Origin of the sequence: Terrimonas rubra (assembly GCF_042686025.1) — a bacterium.
GTDB classification, from domain to species: domain Bacteria; phylum Bacteroidota; class Bacteroidia; order Chitinophagales; family Chitinophagaceae; genus Terrimonas; species Terrimonas rubra.
In genome coordinates this window covers 1320497-1337630 of record NZ_JBHUOZ010000003.1, presented here as the reverse complement: position 1 = coordinate 1337630, position 17134 = coordinate 1320497, and the positions used below count along the sequence as shown (strand labels likewise).

At 43.7% G+C, this 17134-nt stretch carries 10 protein-coding genes; 8 read left to right on the top strand and 2 right to left on the bottom strand.

The annotated features are described in order from the left end of the window. Window positions 1–637 precede the first annotated feature (637 nt). The 3 genes from ACFS6H_RS14765 (at window position 638) to ACFS6H_RS14755 (ending at window position 3206) form a co-directional block, all read left to right on the top strand. Window positions 638–1369, top strand: coding sequence for a DUF4476 domain-containing protein (locus tag ACFS6H_RS14765; RefSeq protein ID WP_386100403.1), 732 nt, complete (start codon window positions 638–640; stop codon window positions 1367–1369). A gap of 86 nt (window positions 1370–1455) precedes the next feature. Beyond that, entirely contained in the window at window positions 1456–2127 is a 672-nt protein-coding gene (locus tag ACFS6H_RS14760; protein ID WP_386100400.1) for a hypothetical protein, read from the top strand. Between the two features lie 26 nt (window positions 2128–2153). After that, on the top strand, window positions 2154–3206 hold the full coding sequence (locus ACFS6H_RS14755; RefSeq protein ID WP_386100397.1) for an NAD(P)/FAD-dependent oxidoreductase: 1053 nt from the start codon (window positions 2154–2156) through the stop codon (window positions 3204–3206). A 30-nt stretch (window positions 3207–3236) separates the two neighbouring features. On the opposite strand, the gene ACFS6H_RS14750 is transcribed toward ACFS6H_RS14755, so the two are convergent. After that, on the bottom strand, window positions 3237–9014 hold the full coding sequence (locus tag ACFS6H_RS14750) for a carboxypeptidase-like regulatory domain-containing protein (protein ID WP_386100394.1): 5778 nt from the start codon (window positions 9012–9014) through the stop codon (window positions 3237–3239). Window positions 9015–9421: 407 nt separating this feature from the next. Between ACFS6H_RS14750 and aspS the strand changes: the two genes are divergently transcribed. Next, on the top strand, window positions 9422–11248 hold the full coding sequence (gene aspS / locus ACFS6H_RS14745) for an aspartate--tRNA ligase (protein WP_386100391.1): 1827 nt from the start codon (window positions 9422–9424) through the stop codon (window positions 11246–11248). 59 nt (window positions 11249–11307) lie between these two features. On the opposite strand, the gene ACFS6H_RS14740 is transcribed toward aspS, so the two are convergent. Beyond that, on the bottom strand, window positions 11308–12660 hold the full coding sequence (locus ACFS6H_RS14740; protein ID WP_386100388.1) for a S1C family serine protease: 1353 nt from the start codon (window positions 12658–12660) through the stop codon (window positions 11308–11310). Between the two features lie 263 nt (window positions 12661–12923). Here ACFS6H_RS14740 and ACFS6H_RS14735 point away from each other — a divergent pair, with 263 nt between their 5' ends. From ACFS6H_RS14735 to ACFS6H_RS14720, 4 genes are all read left to right on the top strand, one after another. Next, window positions 12924–14372, top strand: coding sequence for a circularly permuted type 2 ATP-grasp protein (locus ACFS6H_RS14735; RefSeq protein ID WP_386100385.1), 1449 nt, complete (start codon window positions 12924–12926; stop codon window positions 14370–14372). Between the two features lie 179 nt (window positions 14373–14551). Further along, window positions 14552–15493, top strand: coding sequence for an alpha-E domain-containing protein (locus ACFS6H_RS14730; protein ID WP_386100382.1), 942 nt, complete (start codon window positions 14552–14554; stop codon window positions 15491–15493). 13 nt (window positions 15494–15506) lie between these two features. After that, entirely contained in the window at window positions 15507–16457 is a 951-nt protein-coding gene (locus ACFS6H_RS14725) for a transglutaminase family protein (protein WP_386100379.1), read from the top strand. A 253-nt stretch (window positions 16458–16710) separates the two neighbouring features. Continuing rightward, window positions 16711–17103 (top strand): hypothetical protein, encoded by a 393-nt coding sequence (locus tag ACFS6H_RS14720; protein ID WP_386100376.1) that lies wholly within the window; start codon window positions 16711–16713, stop codon window positions 17101–17103. The last annotated feature ends 31 nt before the right edge of the window (window positions 17104–17134 follow it).

Below are 17134 nucleotides of genomic sequence, written 5' to 3'. Positions count from 1 at the left end.
CAGACAGGCTATTCCAAAAGAGAGGACGTCATGCCAAAGACAGGAGGCATTCCCAACACGCCTCAAATCCATACAACAACACCGTGTTACTCCGTGAAACACCTCTGCGCTACTCCGTGGTATTTCCTTATCACCGATTTTAAAAGACCTCTCCTGTGTTGAGGTTATCTATAACTTATCCCGGATGGATAAAATATTTATAACAAGAAAACAAAAAAACCGCCCCCAGATGGGTCACATAGTATTTAAACAGCGGATAATTAATGACGTCATAAACAGCACACCAAAATTCGCTTATAAAAAAATAAAATCTGCTTTCGGCCATATGCAGGCAGGTTCCTAAAATCTCACCTAAGATGCATCTTTTTTTAAAAGGTTGCGGCACTAAAAATTATTGTTTTTTCTTAACACAGCGCTTTAACAAATCACTGCCCCTTACATTGTATTTACATAACCTGAACCAGGCATTAACCTTAAATAACATTGCCTGTAATGCAGTGCTGGCAAGCATTTTAAATTTTTTAAAATGTAATAAAGCTGTTTAACTTTTTATTTCCTGCATTTAATAATTGATGGCATATGCTTTGAAAATAAATAATCAGAACAATATTGTTCAACTATTTTAAAACAGATGATTATGAAAACAATTTTTACCCTCCTTGCTTCTTTATTAGTAACTGTTGGCGCGATGGCTGCCAATGTTTTTAACGCCAGTAAGATCACCGTTAGTGCCGCCGGAAAAGAAGACCTGCGGGTTGTAGTAAACGGTAAACGTTTTGAGACCAGCGGTAATTTTATTACCATCGATAACCTGAAAGCAGGTACCCATACCATCAAGGTTTACCGCGAAAAGAATACCGGCTTTTATAATATCCTGGGCAAACGTTACGAGATGGTGTACGACAGCCGCATCAAGATCAATAACAAAACCCATATCAGCATCAGCATTGACCGTAACGGACGTACTACCATGAAAGAAACCGCTATAAAGAATAACGGCCGTGGTTATGGACGGGATCATGACAGGACTTATGATTATGATGATGGCAGCTGGGGCGACTACCCTGTGTATACCGAAAGCAGGGGCATGAACAGCTACGATTTTGAAAGAGTGGTTAAGAATATTGCTGCCGAATGGCGGGAAAGCAATAAGATCAAATCGGCTACACAAGTGGTAAAGTCAAACAACTTAACCAGCAACCAGGTAGCACAACTGGTAACCCTGTTCAGTATAGAGAGCTATAAGCTGGAGCTGGCTAAAATAGCTTACAGTACAACCGTGGATAAACAATATTACGATTACGTAATAGCCCGTTTGAACAAGGACAGTAAAGCCGAATTAACCAGGTATATACGTAACTACCGGTAAGCCATAATAGTGTAAGTTTGCAATGAAGGGAGTGGTCACACTCCCTTTTGCATTATAAAAACCTGTATTTTTAGGTCAGTTTAATCATGAGCTTAACCACCAAAAATGCCATACGTCTTTTATTGACCGCCACACCATATCGAACCATATGGATACCTGTATTATTGTTCCCCTTGTTATTCTTTTACGCCTGCCGTTCTCAGAACCGTACTGTTTTTGGCGCCTACTACCTGCAAACAGATAAAAGCACTACCCTGCATTTAAAGGAGGACAGCAGTTTTGTATACAAGACCATGCGGTTGGATAGCTTTTTTGTCAATAGCGGCACCTACCATTCTACCCCAAAAGGTATTGAATTGAGTAGCCTGCCGCAGGAACAGTATAGCAGCTTCAGCGATTCTGTTAGTTTTTTTACCGGCATCACTTCCTTTTCATTCTGGGACAGCGAGGGGATCAGTATCGATATCAGGCGTATCCAGATCAATAATGGCCCATCCAAAGCTCATTACGGGAACAGCCTGTATTATTTTGAAGAGGATTTTAAACAAGCCGATACCATCCGTTTCTTTTTCCATGGCTACGGATCAATCAGTTATCCCGGCGATATAAAAAAGATCAGTGGCAATAATGCACACCGGGTAACTTTATATGCCGCCTGCCTGCCAGTATTATACCAGCACACATTGTTTACTGCCCGTCGCAATAAATTGCATGGCAAGGCTGCTGACCAGCATTGGAAAAGAAAAACAAATAAATGAATAGCTGCGATGGTTAATTTTGCGCTATGCAAACGGATATATTGGTCATAGGACAAGGCATCTGCGGTACATTTTTGAGTTATTATCTTGATAAAGCGGGAGTTGATTACCTGGTAATAGATGATAGCCGGGAAGACGCGCCATCCCGGGTGGCTGCCGGCATTATTAACCCGGTTACCGGCCGCAGGGTGGTAACAGTATGGAAGGCCGATGAAATAATTCCTTATTCGTGGGAAGCTTACGGGGAAATAGGCGCTTTATTAGGTATAACAGCCATTTCGCAAAAAAACATCCTTGACTTCTTTCCTAATCCCTTCATGCGGGAATCCTTTTTAAAAAAGAAAGCGGAAGATAATCCTTATATCAACCTGGTAGAGACCGACTACTCCCATCTTTTTAATTATGAATTTGGTATCGGCAGTATTCAGCCTGCTTATACTGCCCATTTGCAAACACTGCTGCCAGCCTGGAGAAATTATTTACAAACCCATCAACGATTATTATCCGAAACTGTTGACCCTGCTCAAATAGTGATTGATCAAGACATTGTTCGTTATAAAGATATCCGGGCTAAAAAGATCATTTTCTGTGATGGCGCTGCAGGCAATGAGAACCCTTATTTTGCTAACCTGCCCTTTGCCCCCAATAAAGGAGAGGCTTTGCTGGTAACCATACCCGGCCTGGCACAGGATCATATTTATAAAAAATCAATCACCCTGGCACCCCTGCCGGAACCGGAGTTATTCTGGGCAGGCTCCAATTATCTATGGGAATTTGAGGATTCCCGTCCCACCAGCGAATTTTATGAACAGACGATACAGCAGTTACAACATTTTTTAAAGATCCCCTTTACTGTTGTTGACCACCTGGCAGCCATACGCCCGGCAACAGTAGAAAGAAGACCTTTTACCGGCTTTCATCCCGTGCATACAGCTGTTGGCATTTTAAACGGCATGGGCACTAAGGGCTGTTCCCTCGCGCCCTATTTCGCCAAGCAGCTCTGTGATCATATTACCGGCGGCGTACCGCTTTCCCCTGAAGCAGATATCAGCCGTTATACGAAAGTGTTAAGCCGCTAATAAGAGCCGCTTCATTTATTGCCAGTACTGTTATTTTTCAATATTAACGGTAGTTCCCTGGTTACGCCCATAAAAAGTAGGGAAATACATCAGCTCCGCTTTTACCGGGTTCAGGTTATAAGTACCGGTATACCTTGGTTCCAGTTCAACCTCATAGGTATATTGACCTTTCGGCAGGTTTTCTATAAACATCACTACCCTGTCTTTCAGGTACTCTTTATGCATCCGCCAGTTATCCTGTTTTCTTTCAGCATAGGTACAGCCTGCTGGTATAGGAATTTCCAGCTGCACATATTCCGCCTCAGCATGAACAGTTACCGTTACTTTCATCACGGCTTTTTCCCCGGCCTGTAAATGGGTAACCGTTTTACCGTTTCTTTCAAAAGCAGTGCTGATGGTAAACTTATCTGATACCGGCTGTGGCGCCGTATTAAAATAGGTCTGCCAGGCAGTGAGGTAGAGCATACCGCCACCGATCCTGGTAAAATCAATCGTTCCTTTTTCTTTAACAGATAAGGTCAACGGAAATTCAGTATACACTTTAGCACCTGCCGCAGTACTTACCTGTAAGGACGGTTTTTCTGCTACCGAAGCATTCCGCGATAAGAGATAAGGTAAGAGCACACTGGTTATATTGGCCGACTCAACCGTATTCCTCCAGCCACCATTTTTCCTGGATGCCATAAAGTATTGTAAGATACCACCAAGCACCTGTTCGGTATTTTTTTCATTGTTCAATACCTGGAAAGCAAGCGTGGTTGTGGCCATGGCATTGTTTTGCCAGCTATAACTATCCATGCCCCAATGCAGCCCGCCTAACATGGTGGGTATCTTCTTCGCCATCAGTTTATCCAGTTCAGTATGATATGGAAGGTTCTGCATTTGTCTGATCTTCACCACCTGCCATTGCCCGTGGATGTTTATTGAGTCAAAAGGAATTTTTCTTAAATAAAATACATAGTCCATCTGGTGACCTGTTTCACTGAGCGTGTACAATACCTCCAGTAACTGGTAACGGTTCATATTACCCAACTGGTTTTGTAAATACAGGAGGGCATTACGGATATTGGATGCCAGCAAGGGATCATCCTTCAACAAAGGCAGCACTTTGGTGATATAGGCAGAGATATACAGGTTGGAGTTACCACCTTTCCACCAACCCCAGCCACCGTCAAAATTCTGGGACTCCTGTAGTTTTCGTTTTAATTGCTGCAATAATTTATCACCGGTAAAAGGCCGTTTTAAATGGGCCATGATCTTTTGCTCAGCCAATAATCCTCTTATCTTGGAAGCAGTTTGCTCCATACAGTAATAAGGATAATCTTTCAGTTGTTTTAATTCGTCCAGCAACAGGTCCAGGGCATTGTTCTGTGCATGAACCGTTACCATTCCCTCTTTTACCGGAACAAAGCTGAAAGCCGTGTCAGCCGGCAGTACCCAGAAATCACCCGTGGTCTCTTTCACACCTTTCCTGATCACCGGTATCCTACGCAGCTCTCCGTCTTTAAAACCATTTGCCACATCCATAGAAAACGTAACGGATAAGGTATCATAATTAACAGGCTGAACAGGAACAGGCACCAGTACACTTTCTTTGCCGGGCATGGTTACTGCATGTGTAACTGACTCCTGACCGATAGTGGTAGTCACGGTGGCATTAGTCGTTTCGCCGGTATAGTTCATCAGTTTACCGGTAAACACACTGCGGTCACCTTCTACCAAAAACTGGGGAGCCGACAATTGTGCCAGCAAGGGTTTAAATGCTTTAACAATTGTAGAGGTTTTGGTAATGCGCTTCTTTTTATCCATACCCACTACAAAAGTCTGCCAGCTGGTAATATTATCCGGGTAGGTTACGGCAAAGGACACCTGGCCTTTTTTATCGGTAATCAAGTTGGGTTGCCAGAATGCATAATCCCTGAACTGTTCACGGATCACCGGGCCTGCAAAGCCCCTGGTGGTAATGATCACCACCCCATTGGCAGCGCGGGAACCGTATAAACTAATGGCTTCTGCTCCCTTTAAAAGAGATACATTTTCCGGATCAATCCCATCCGGCATCTTATCCATCACCACCCCGTCTACAACATATAAACCAGCATTACCGGCGTTTAAGGAACTTAGTCCGCGTATCATGATATTTGAAGTATTATCAGACTTTCCTTCTACATTCACCCCGGCTACTTTACCTGCTAAAACCGAGGTTATTTCCTGGCTGCTGACCATCGATACGGCGCCGGTCAGGTTACTCTTTTTCTGCAAGCCGTAAGCGGTTACTACTACCTCTTCCAACCGTTGAGTAACCAGTTTTAAGGCTGCATTTACGGTTTTGACAGCACCATCCTCTATGACGATATCCTGCTCATAGCTCTCATATCCAATATTACTAAAGACTATTCTGTAACTCCCAGCCTTTAATTCTCTAAAACTATAAGTACCGCTTTCGTCAGTAATGGTGGCTGTGGTATATCCGTTAATTGTGACTACAACTCCAACAATGGGAGCACCGCCCTGGCTATCTTTTACCATACCCGCTATACCGGCTTTACCTGAAGGCATGGGCACCGCACCGGGCTGTGCTTCTGCTCTTTTTTGTTTTTCATATTTCTCCCGGTTCAATAAAAGGATAGCGCGCCTGCGTTCCTCGTGTTGTTGCGACAGTAAGGCCACGAATTCGTTGTTTTTCTCAAACGCTGCATTTTTTGCATTTACATAATTCAGCCCTTCTGCCTTTACTTCAATATCTTTTACCACTATGTAATGGCCGTTATAAGTACGCATGACAAGTTCATACTTACCCGGTTTTACATTATAATATGTACCAAGATTATATCGTTTAATATGGGTAAAACCACTATCTGCTAATGGCCGTAAAACACCATATTCAAAGCTGGAATCCCGGGGTGGAGCAATCACCAGCTGGCTGTTCCCTTTTAAATTGTAATAATAATGATCATTTGATTCCAGGTAAACCGGATTGACAACAGCAGGCTTTACTGAGTAATCAATTTCCGGGGGAGCCTGTATGGTATCACCTAATAACCAAACAGGTTCTTTAACCAATGGCAGCGTCACCTTTTTTTCGAACAATGGCGTTCTTTCGAGGCGGGCAACTTTTGGTGATAATCGGTATTGATAAGCGGGTTCAAAAGGAAATTCAAGATCGAATACGCCGGGCTTATAAAATATTACGGGTTGGTTCTGCCTGAAAGGCCCCACAAGATAATTTTTTGCTGCGCCAAGTTTTACGAGCCTGTTACCCTGCCAGATCAAACCACCGGTATGTATATCGTTATTCTGCAGCCTGAGCAAACTGTTCTCCAGCAACTGCTTTTCCCAGGGCTGCAGCGTATGTGACCTTTCTTCTTTTTTGTATTTCCCGGACAGCTGATCAATATCAACCACGATATCATGTTTATAATAAGGCTGGATATAAATACTGTCCAGCTCTATATACTGATCCCTCAACCGCATGCTGAACTGTACAAAGCCAGGCATTAACGGGAAGGCATATTTAGACCTGTCCGTTACACCGTTATACCAAACCAGTTCCCGGTTAATGTATAACATATAAATTTCCTGTGGCACACCTTTGGCCACAGCATGCAAAGACACCTGCGGTAAAAACTCCGACAGTTTTGTCTGCACCATCTTTTTGCCATTTTCGGGAAATAAAAGCTGGTAGTATAACATACTGTCGGTATGAAATTTATCTATCCATGCAGCATGTTTACCTAAATGGAAATAGCCGGTAAAGTCTGCATCATCCAGTTCGTAATTATCAAATAATACCCTGCGCCCGTCTTTAAATCGCTGGAGATAAGGTGGCTCTTTTACTTTTGCCTTGCCGCCAAATTGTGTATTATAACTCACAGCCGTTAAATTAACACCCGCAGCAGGCTTACCCTTATAATCTTTCACCTGTACTGTAATGGTATCTTTTTGCCCGGGATAAACGGTTTGAGCCCCTTTAATGTCAGTTTGCATCAGTTTATCCATTAATACAACCTTCTCCTGTCCTTTATGCTCTTCACCCGCCCAGATATAATTCCAGTGTACATTGTATAGTTTATTTTTTTTCAGTTTATCCTTCCACACAATATCAGCTGCAGTATCCACGCCGTTTGTCACCAGCTTATTACCGGTAAAAACAGCGTAATGAACAGTAATACGGTAAGGGTTAGACAAGCCAAACCCGGCAAGGTCCTTCTCCTGTACATGCCGGAACTGCGGTTGATAATAATTATTAACGGCAGTGTATTGACTCACCATTACCGAATCTGCCACCCGGGCCACAAAAGAATAATAACTGAGATGCGGGTTGATCTTTTCTCTATAGGGGAATTGAATAACCGTTGCGTTAATATGATCGTTTGCTACCGTACCTTCCATTGCCAGTGACTTCCCGTTTTCCCGATAAGTAGCCGTAATAAAGCCATCAGCCTGTTCTACCTGTATCAGCCGCTGGTTAGCCGCCAGCGTAATGGCAGCTGTTTTTTCCTGTATTTCGTTATTACTGTTCTTAAAAACCGCTTTCACCGTAATATCCATATCAGCTTCGGGAAAATAAGTACCGGGCACTTCAAAACGGGTGTCTCCTTCTACAACAAGGTTTTTGGTTGCACGCCACAAAGTATCCGGTATATACATCCTGTCCCGGTAAAAAGCGTTTACATTATTACGCAACAGGTACAGCTCCACTTTTCCATCCATCAGGGACAGGCCATTGGCATCTTTGGCGCTGGCAGTAAATGCCAGGGTATCATGCCGGAAATAAGCGGTTTTAGCAGGTGTAATTGTATAACTGCTTACTTCATCCAGCAAATAATCCTCCATCACAAAACTATTTCTTGCATACTGGTTCTTTTTTTTGTCATAAAAAAGAATTGTGTAGGTCCGGTCAGTCTTCAGCGAATCACCCAATACAAAATCGTAGACAAAAGCACCTGGCGTTTCCGGATTAACAGTGGCCAGTTCCTTACTGATATATTGACCGTCACTGCTATATTCCAGGTATACCGATAATGGTTTGCGTACCTGTTTTAATTTCCGGTTCAATATATAGGCTTTTAACCTTACCGTATCAGCGGGCTTGTACAGGGGTTTGCTGAATACCATGTACCCGTTATTGCTTCTGAACCCTTTACTCTTTTTAGATTTGTAATAATAACGGTCACCGGTAAAAAGCCGGTCTATTTTTTTTACCGGCCATGCCAGTATACGGCCGGCTTTATTATAGGTAAAAAAATTGTGTACCCGTTGCGGGAAAGCTTTTTTCTGTATATCCTCCATGGCAGTTAGCTCCATAAACAAGGTGTCGCCGGGTATGGCCACTTTTATAATGGTCTCATCGGGATATTTTTGCTTCAGTAAAAATGTATTGCTGTTCTTTACCTGTTGCAGCCGTTTTTTATTCACCCATACCGCTGCAAGGTTTACAGGCAAACCCAGGCTGTCCAATACTTCTATCTGTACCCGGCGCTGGTTATTGATGGGGTAAATGCTGATCCTGCTCTGGCAGTAATACCTTGCTGTTATCTTATACCCATCAAGGGACAGTAAGAGGTAGTTACCCACCGGCAGTTCATCGCTGCGGCTGCTGTCCTTATGCCAGCTGGTAAAAGGCTCCTGGTGCAGGTAATGTTCAGGGCTGGCAATACCTTTATGTATATAACGTTCTGCAGTATCGGCGGGTATTTTATACACCAGGGTTTGCCAGCTCGACTTACGGAGTTGCGGCCAGTTCTGTTGTGCATGCAGGGTATATCCTATCCATAAAAAGCTAACCGTGAGTAAAAAAAATCGCATAAGCAGGTATTATATCTGGCACGATGCAGTAAATGCATCATTTACATAAAATAGTTTTACTTTTTTTATAGACGGTTTTTAATACAAAAAACTGCTCATGATCAGGGCGGTCCCTTTAAATTTTGGCAACTCTTAATTTTTCCCGCAGATGGCGCTGATCTCTTCCGCTGATTTACGCTAATCAGCGTTTGTTCTCTCTGCTTCATCTGCGGGAGAAACCTGCCGAAATAGTACACAATACAACGACCGTCCAATAACGGTAGCCGGCGGTTTACACCCCAAATATTTATTCAAAGCACAATTGGCTGATAATATTACCCTTGCTATCTTTGCGCACTGTTTAAAGGGCCTTGGTTTTTATAACCGGCCGCTATTTCTATTGAGCACTATACAATTATCATTTTAATATGTACAGAACACATACCAACGGGGAGTTAAGATTAAACAATGCCGGCCAGCAGGTTACACTGGCAGGATGGGTACAAACCATCCGCAAATTCGGGGCTATTACTTTTGTGGACCTGCGCGACCGTTATGGCATTACCCAATTATTATTTGGGGAGGAACTGAATAAACAACTGGAAGAAAACCCGCTGGGACGTGAGTTTGTACTGCAGGCCAGCGGTACGGTAAATGAACGTACCAATAAAAACGCCAATATTGCTACCGGTGATATAGAAATTATTGTCAGCAGTTTTACCATACTCAATAAATCGGCCGTACCACCCTTTACCATACAGGATGATACAGATGGCGGCGATGACCTGCGCATGAAATACCGCTACCTTGACCTGCGCCGCAATGCGGTAAAAAAGAACCTGGAACTGCGCTATGCAGTAGGCCGCGCTGCCAGGAATTATTTACACAATAACGGCTTCATGGATATTGAGACCCCGTTCTTAATTAAATCCACTCCCGAGGGCGCCCGTGACTTTGTAGTACCCAGCCGCATGAACCCGGGACAGTTTTACGCCTTACCGCAATCACCACAAACCTTTAAACAGTTACTGATGGTAAGCGGTTATGACCGTTATTACCAGATCGTAAAATGTTTCCGTGATGAGGACCTGCGTGCTGACCGCCAGCCTGAGTTTACGCAGATCGACTGTGAAATGGCATTTGTAGAGCAGGAAGACATCCTGGCCATGTTTGAAGGCATGGTAAAACAGATCTTTAAAGATGTAAAAGATATTGATTATACCGCTACCATTGAACGTATGACATGGGAAGAAGCCATGTGGACCTATGGTAACGACAAGCCGGATATCCGTTTCGGCATGCAGTTATGCAACCTGAAATTCCCGGCCCATACCTTCCCGACTAAAGAAAGTATCGCCTCACTGATCAACGGCGCCGACTTCCAGGTATTTGACAGTGCCGAGACCGTGATCGCCATTGCTGTGCCCGGTTGTGCGGAATATACCCGTAAACAGACAGACGAGATAACCGAATGGGTAAAACGCCCCCAGATAGGTATGAAAGGCCTGGTATTTATTAAAGTAAATGCAGATGGCACTTATAAAAGCAGCGTAGATAAGTTTTATGACGAAAGCAGGTTAAAAGCCATTGCCGATGCGGCAGGTGCCAAAGCCGGCGACCTGGTACTGGTATTGGCCGGTGCTGAGGAAAGAACCCGTAAAGCTACCAGCGAATTACGCCTGGAGATGGGTAAACGTTTGGGCTTAAGAAAAGAAGATGAGTTCCGTTTATTATGGGTACTCGACTTCCCCTTATTTGAATACGATGAGGAAGGCAACCGTTGGGTAGCCCGTCACCATCCGTTCACCTCACCCAAACCATCAGATATCAGCACCATGATCGGCAATAACCCGGTGATTGAGAACGCTGCCGAATATTTAAAACACCCCTACGCCAATATCAAGGCCAATGCTTATGATATGGTATTGAACGGTAACGAGATCGGCGGTGGATCTATCCGTATTTACCAGCGCGAATTACAGGAAAAAATGTTTGCCGCCCTGGGTATGGATGCCGAAGAGCAGCAACATAAATTCGGCTTCTTATTAGGGGCTTTTGAGTATGGCGCTCCCCCGCATGGTGGTATTGCCTTTGGTTTTGACCGCCTTTGTTCTATTTTAGGCGGCAGCGAAAGTATCAGGGACTTTATTGCCTTCCCTAAAAACAATGCAGGCAGGGATGTAATGCTGGATGCTCCTGCGGCCATTGATGATAAACAGTTCACGGAGCTGCAGATCAAACTGGACCTTCAATAATGATCTTTTCTAATACACAACAAACCCCTCGATTGAGGGGTTTTGTTTTTTTATCATTATTAACTTTTAATCATAAACTTGGCCCGCCTCGCTCCCAGCCTGCGGATATAAATATAAATACCCGCGAGTATCAGGAAAACCGCCATGATACGGAAGAAATATTTTTCAAAATAATTCTGTTTGTCCGAATCGGAAGCGGCTTTGCGTTCTGCATCAGTCATAAAGGAATACAACATGGGATAATTGGCATTGATCCGCTCTACCTCCTTGAATTTTGCCAGGGCTTTACGATAATAGGATGTATAAAAAAACTGCAGCCCCTGGTTGTACAGGTCTGTAGCATCACTTTGATCGGGAAGTATTTTCAGTGAATCAATAAAACTGCGGATAACTGAAACCGGTACGGCAAAGTTAAACCCGCTGGCCAGGGTATTACTTCTTCTTTCAATGGACCCGAAAGTAGCCAGCCCGATCACTTCACCTTTTTCATCGCAAACCGGGCTGCCGCTGCTGCCATGGGCAATGGTCGCATCCATCTGTATTACCGGGAAATTGTTAACCGACTGTTTAATAGAACTGATGACCCCTACCGTTAAAGTAGGTTCATTAGCTGATTCTTTCGCCAGGAACGCATGATTGCCTACCGGGTCGGGGAAGCCGATCACCAGCGCACGGCTGCCAATACGGGGCACATCCTCTCTTGCAATTTTGAGAGAAGGTAAATTATGTACATCATCTATCTTCAGTATGGCCACATCCTTACCCGGCATGGCCGCACCTTTTATTAATACCTTCGCCTGCTTCTTTATCCTGGCTTCATCATTGTTCTTTTCATTACCGATCCTGTACACCACATTCACCTGTTTTTCTACATTGGATAATTGCATAGGAGATGTGCGTGAATACAAGAAGCCATATACATCAAATAAGGTATTTCTTTGTTCATCAGATAAAGACACCTGCCAGGATTGTTCCAGCGAAGTAATACTACTTTCCGTTAACTCCTGGAAGGTGGACAACATAAACTGCCGCTGGATATAGGTACTGTCCCTGTCTATCACATGACAATTGGTGAGCACATAACCATCACCCGATATAAAAAAGCCGGTACCATTGGCAATAAAACGGTGACGCTGGCTCAGGTATTCAAATGTAGGTGAGAAAAAACGGGTGGGTGAACGATATAAGGCAGAGAGTAATATATCCAGTTTTTGCGAGGCAGATAACATATTCTGTAATGGGTCCAGCGCTTTAATAGAGTCCACCAGTTTATTAAAATTATACTGGTTCAGGTCTACCTTGCGCACATACACCGTACCCGAAAAAACAGTCTGTACCATTACCACACCCGGCGAATTACGGGCATAACTCTCTTCCATACTTAACGACTGCGCATAAACCTGTGTTGACAAGCACCATAACCCCGTTAAAAAAAATATCAGTCCCTTCATGCTGTTTATTATTAATACACATTGGCTACCGTTAACAGTACCAACCAAACAAAAATAGGTAAACTAAATATGCCAAATACAGTTTGCAAAACATTGTTTTAAAGCACTTAATAAAAAATAAAAAAAGCTGTAAGTTGGTTTTACAGTATTTATTATTATATTCACACAGACGGTTGGCCTTGCGCATATTTATAATTTTTTAACCTTTACACCTGACAACTGTTATGATTGGCAAGCAACTGTTTGAGAACTATGGTGCCTACTCCGGCATTTGGGACGAAATGTGTTACCAGGATGGTATCCGTTCGCAATACGGGCAGATATACAATGATATTGCCCAGCTTCCTGTAGAGCTTTTACTGCAAAAAGATAAACAAGCCGGCGAGCTGTTTATGAACCAGGGCATCACGTTTACGGTATACAGTGATAATGCAGGCATTGAAAAAATATTTCCCTTTGATATAATTCCCCGTATACTTACCGGCACCGAATGGCGGCATATTGAACTGGGCATTACCCAGCGTTTAAGGGCGCTTAACCTGTTTTTAAAGGATATTTATTCGGACCAGCAGATTTTAAAGGACAAAGTGATACCGGCCGAACTGATCGCAACCTGCCCGCATTATACCCGTGAGGTACACGGGGTAAAAGTGCCGCACGACCTGTATGTACATATTTCGGGCATTGACCTGATCCGTGGCCAGGATGGGACTTTCTATATACTGGAAGATAACCTGCGTACCCCTTCGGGTGTATCGTATATGCTGGAGAACCGTGAAGTGACCAAACGTATCTTTCCCGGTATGCTGGGTAACAGCAAGGCCCGCATGATCAACAATTACCCGCTTTTATTACATGATATTTTAGGCAGCCTGGCCCCGCAACAATTATCCAACCCTACCGTGGCGTTGTTAACACCGGGTGTTTATAATTCTGCCTACTTTGAACATACCTTCCTGGCCCGCCAGATGGGCATACCATTGGTAGAAGGGCGTGACCTGCTGGTGGATAACCATAAAGTATATATGAAAACCACGGCCGGCCTGCAACAGGTACATGTATTATACCGCCGCCTGGATGATGATTACCTGGATCCGCTGGTTTTCAGACCCGACAGTGCTTTGGGTGTACCGGGTTTAATGAGCGCTTACCGGAAAGGCAATATTGCCATTGTAAATGCCGTAGGTAACGGCGTGGCCGATGATAAAGCCGTGTACGCCTATGTGCCCGCCATGATAAAATATTACCTGAATGAAGAAGTAATATTGCCCAATGTGCCCACCTATAGCATGGAAGATGCCGATGCCCGCCAGCATGTATTTGAGAATATGGAAAAAATGGTGATCAAACGCACCAACCAATCCGGTGGTTATGGTATGGTGATGGGCGATAAAGCGGCCGAGGAAGAGCTGGCCGGCGTAAAAAAAGAGATACTGGCCAACCCCAGGGATTTTATTGCACAACCCATCATTAAGCTGTCAACAGTTCCCTGTTTTATTGATGGCAAATTACAGCCCAGGCATGTGGACCTGCGTCCCTATGCACTTTGCGGTCCCGGCGGCATTAAAATTGTACCCGGCGGTTTAACCAGGGTAGCTTTAAGCGAGGGATCACTGGTGGTAAACTCATCGCAGGGCGGCGGCAGTAAAGATACCTGGGTGGTAGACCTGTAATGTAGCCGGCTATAGTACTGCTACCCGCTCCGGTTGTAACCGGTAAGGTTGGATTTAATTTATTACCAATGGATCTATTCAGCATACTCGTTACAGCCTATCCTGTAAAACTAATTACCACAACAGGTTTTAATAACCCTGAACATTTGAACTTTTGAACATTTTAACTTTCTTAAAATATGTTAAGTCGTATTGCTGATTCACTTTTTTGGTTGAACCGTTATATGGAACGCAGCGATTGCCTCATGCGTGTGATACGCACCAATTATATACTGGCATTTGACAGCGGCACCAATGCTTCCTTTACCTGGAAGGATGTGGTAACCCTTTGTGCTGATACTACAGAAGAGAAATTAAAAGAGGTGGCCAATGCAGAAACAGCCGCCCTTCATTTTTTAATTAATGATACCAAGAATTTTAACTCCATACGCGTACTCATCTCCCGGGCCAGGGAAAATGCCCGCGGTGTACAGGATAATATTACCAAGGAAGTATGGGAGCAGGTAAACCAACTGTACCATATTATTAATGACCCTGCCCTGACGGCAAAGATCACCGGCTCGCATGCACTGGAAGTAATTGATGAGCTGGACCAGAACAATACCCTGTTTTATGGTGTTACCGACAGTACCATGCCCCGTGGCCAGGGCTGGAATTTTATGAACCTGGGTAAGTTTATTGAAAGGGCTATTTTAACCATTGATATTACCTATGCGCATTTCCAGAAGATCAACCACGAATTAAAACAATCGCAGGATATTCTTTTCTGGCGCAACCTGCTCATATCTTTATCGGGGTATGAACTATACCTGAAAAAATATACCCGGGCCGAACATAATATCTCGGTAATAGACCATATCATCTTTAACCAGGATTTCCCCAGATCTTTGATCTACTCTTTAAGCCGTATTAACCGGTACTTAAAGTTTATTATAACCGATGCAAAAATTGAAGGCGTGGAACAATTACAAAAAACATTTGGCAGAATAATAAGTAAAGTAGAATTTGCCGACATGAATACGATCAAGGAAACAAGTTTACCTCACTACCTGTACAACCTGCGTAATGACCTTGTTAATTTTTCTAACCAGTTGACAAGAATTTATTTTTCATACGCATAATACCCTTGTTATAATGCCAGTTTTTAATATTCATCATATTACTAAATACCAGTACGACCGCCCTATTAAAGAAAGTGTAAACGAAATAAGGATCTATCCCTTTAATTGTAATACCCAGGAAACACTTTTTCACCAGCTGAACATAACCGATAACCCCGATATACTGGAAATAGAAGATTACTGGGGCAACCAGGCGGGTATGTTTAACTTAATGGCTGCCCACCAGGAACTGGTGATCGAAAGCAAACTGATCATACGTACCCTGGGCAACCCCAACCCGCCGGTGAACAGCACGGCAACCCTTGCACAGCTAAGGGATGAGATTTGTTTTAACCTGAACCTGCTGGAACTGGCACAGTTAAAAGAAACGGATCTTCGGGAACCGCTACAGCAGCTGGTAAATGTTTTTTATACACCGGATATGTCGGTGGCCACCATTGTTGAAAAATGCAGCGGGTATATTTTCAATAATTTTAAATACATCAAAGGCATAACCCATATTGAAACCACAGTTGCAGAGATATTGGAACTAAGGTCGGGGGTTTGCCAGGACTTTGCCCATGTAATGCTGGAATTACTGCATACACTGCAGATACCCGGCAGGTATGTAAGCGGTTATATATGTCCTAATACCGACGGTATGCGTGGCGAAGGCGCTACCCATGCCTGGGTAGAAGCCTGGATACCGGGTTATGGCTGGACAGGTATTGACCCCACCAATAATGTATGGGTAACCAATAACCACGTAAAGCTGGCGGTGGGCCGTAATTTTAATGACTGCTCCCCTATTAAAGGTACGTTTAAAGGACCGGCGCGGCAATCCTTATCCGTGTATGTATCGGTGGGTTATGAAGACGGACATAGATTTGAAGAGCTTACCGATGTAACCATGCAGGCAATTGGTAAAAGCGGCGAAGACATTCCGGATTATATAGAAAATTTTGCAGGACAACAGCAGCAATAACCGTAATGATGAAAACAATAATGAACGTTCATTATTGTTTTACTGCTGAAGGGCTGGCGGATGGAAGCGGTAGCTGGCCGGTGTGCGGATGAGTGTAAGGCAGGCCACTACAAGCGTACAGCCGCATATGGGCTGATAGCAGCACTACTGCTGATAGCCCCTGATAAAGAGCATTAGATTTTAACTTTATTTTAGTGGGCCGTTCATACTAATTATTATTGAAGATGATTTCTTTCCCTAATTTTGTGTTTTAATGAGACTGTCGTTATTTCTTTTATACCTCACCTGCCTGATTTTCGGCAGCCAGAACACCGCCCATGCGGGTGTGATGCCTGTCCGCGACAATACGGTATATAACCACAAACCTTCTCATAACGACCAGACCCGGATATTTTTGCATATTGATGAGCGGGTAACTCCGTTAACGACCATTACAAAGTATGATGCCCCGGAAATAATTGCAGAAGAGCGAGAAGATGAGGATCATACTGACCAGCCAGTTAAACAGGTTAAACCAGTTTACAGCTTTCAATCTTATTATCTCCCGCAAATTTTCACCGATCGTTCTGATAGTGAAACATTCATTTCTCCAGGCCTGTCGCCCACTATTGACAGGTATTTACTGATCCGTGTATTAAGGATCTGATATCAGTGTAATATATTTTACCGCAGTATTT

Bases quoted from the DNA above. Each gene is read 5' to 3' on its own strand.
- ACFS6H_RS14765 (WP_386100403.1), top strand. From the start codon at position 638: ATGAAAACAATTTTTACCCTCCTTGCTTCTTTATTAGTAACTGTTGGC.
- ACFS6H_RS14760 (WP_386100400.1), top strand. From the start codon at position 1,456: ATGAGCTTAACCACCAAAAATGCCATACGTCTTTTATTGACCGCCACA.
- ACFS6H_RS14755 (WP_386100397.1), top strand. From the start codon at position 2,154: ATGCAAACGGATATATTGGTCATAGGACAAGGCATCTGCGGTACATTT.
- ACFS6H_RS14750 (WP_386100394.1), bottom strand. From the start codon at position 9,014: ATGCGATTTTTTTTACTCACGGTTAGCTTTTTATGGATAGGATATACC.
- aspS (WP_386100391.1), top strand. From the start codon at position 9,422: ATGTACAGAACACATACCAACGGGGAGTTAAGATTAAACAATGCCGGC.
- ACFS6H_RS14735 (WP_386100385.1), top strand. From the start codon at position 12,924: ATGATTGGCAAGCAACTGTTTGAGAACTATGGTGCCTACTCCGGCATT.
- ACFS6H_RS14730 (WP_386100382.1), top strand. From the start codon at position 14,552: ATGTTAAGTCGTATTGCTGATTCACTTTTTTGGTTGAACCGTTATATG.
- ACFS6H_RS14725 (WP_386100379.1), top strand. From the start codon at position 15,507: ATGCCAGTTTTTAATATTCATCATATTACTAAATACCAGTACGACCGC.
- ACFS6H_RS14720 (WP_386100376.1), top strand. From the start codon at position 16,711: ATGAGACTGTCGTTATTTCTTTTATACCTCACCTGCCTGATTTTCGGC.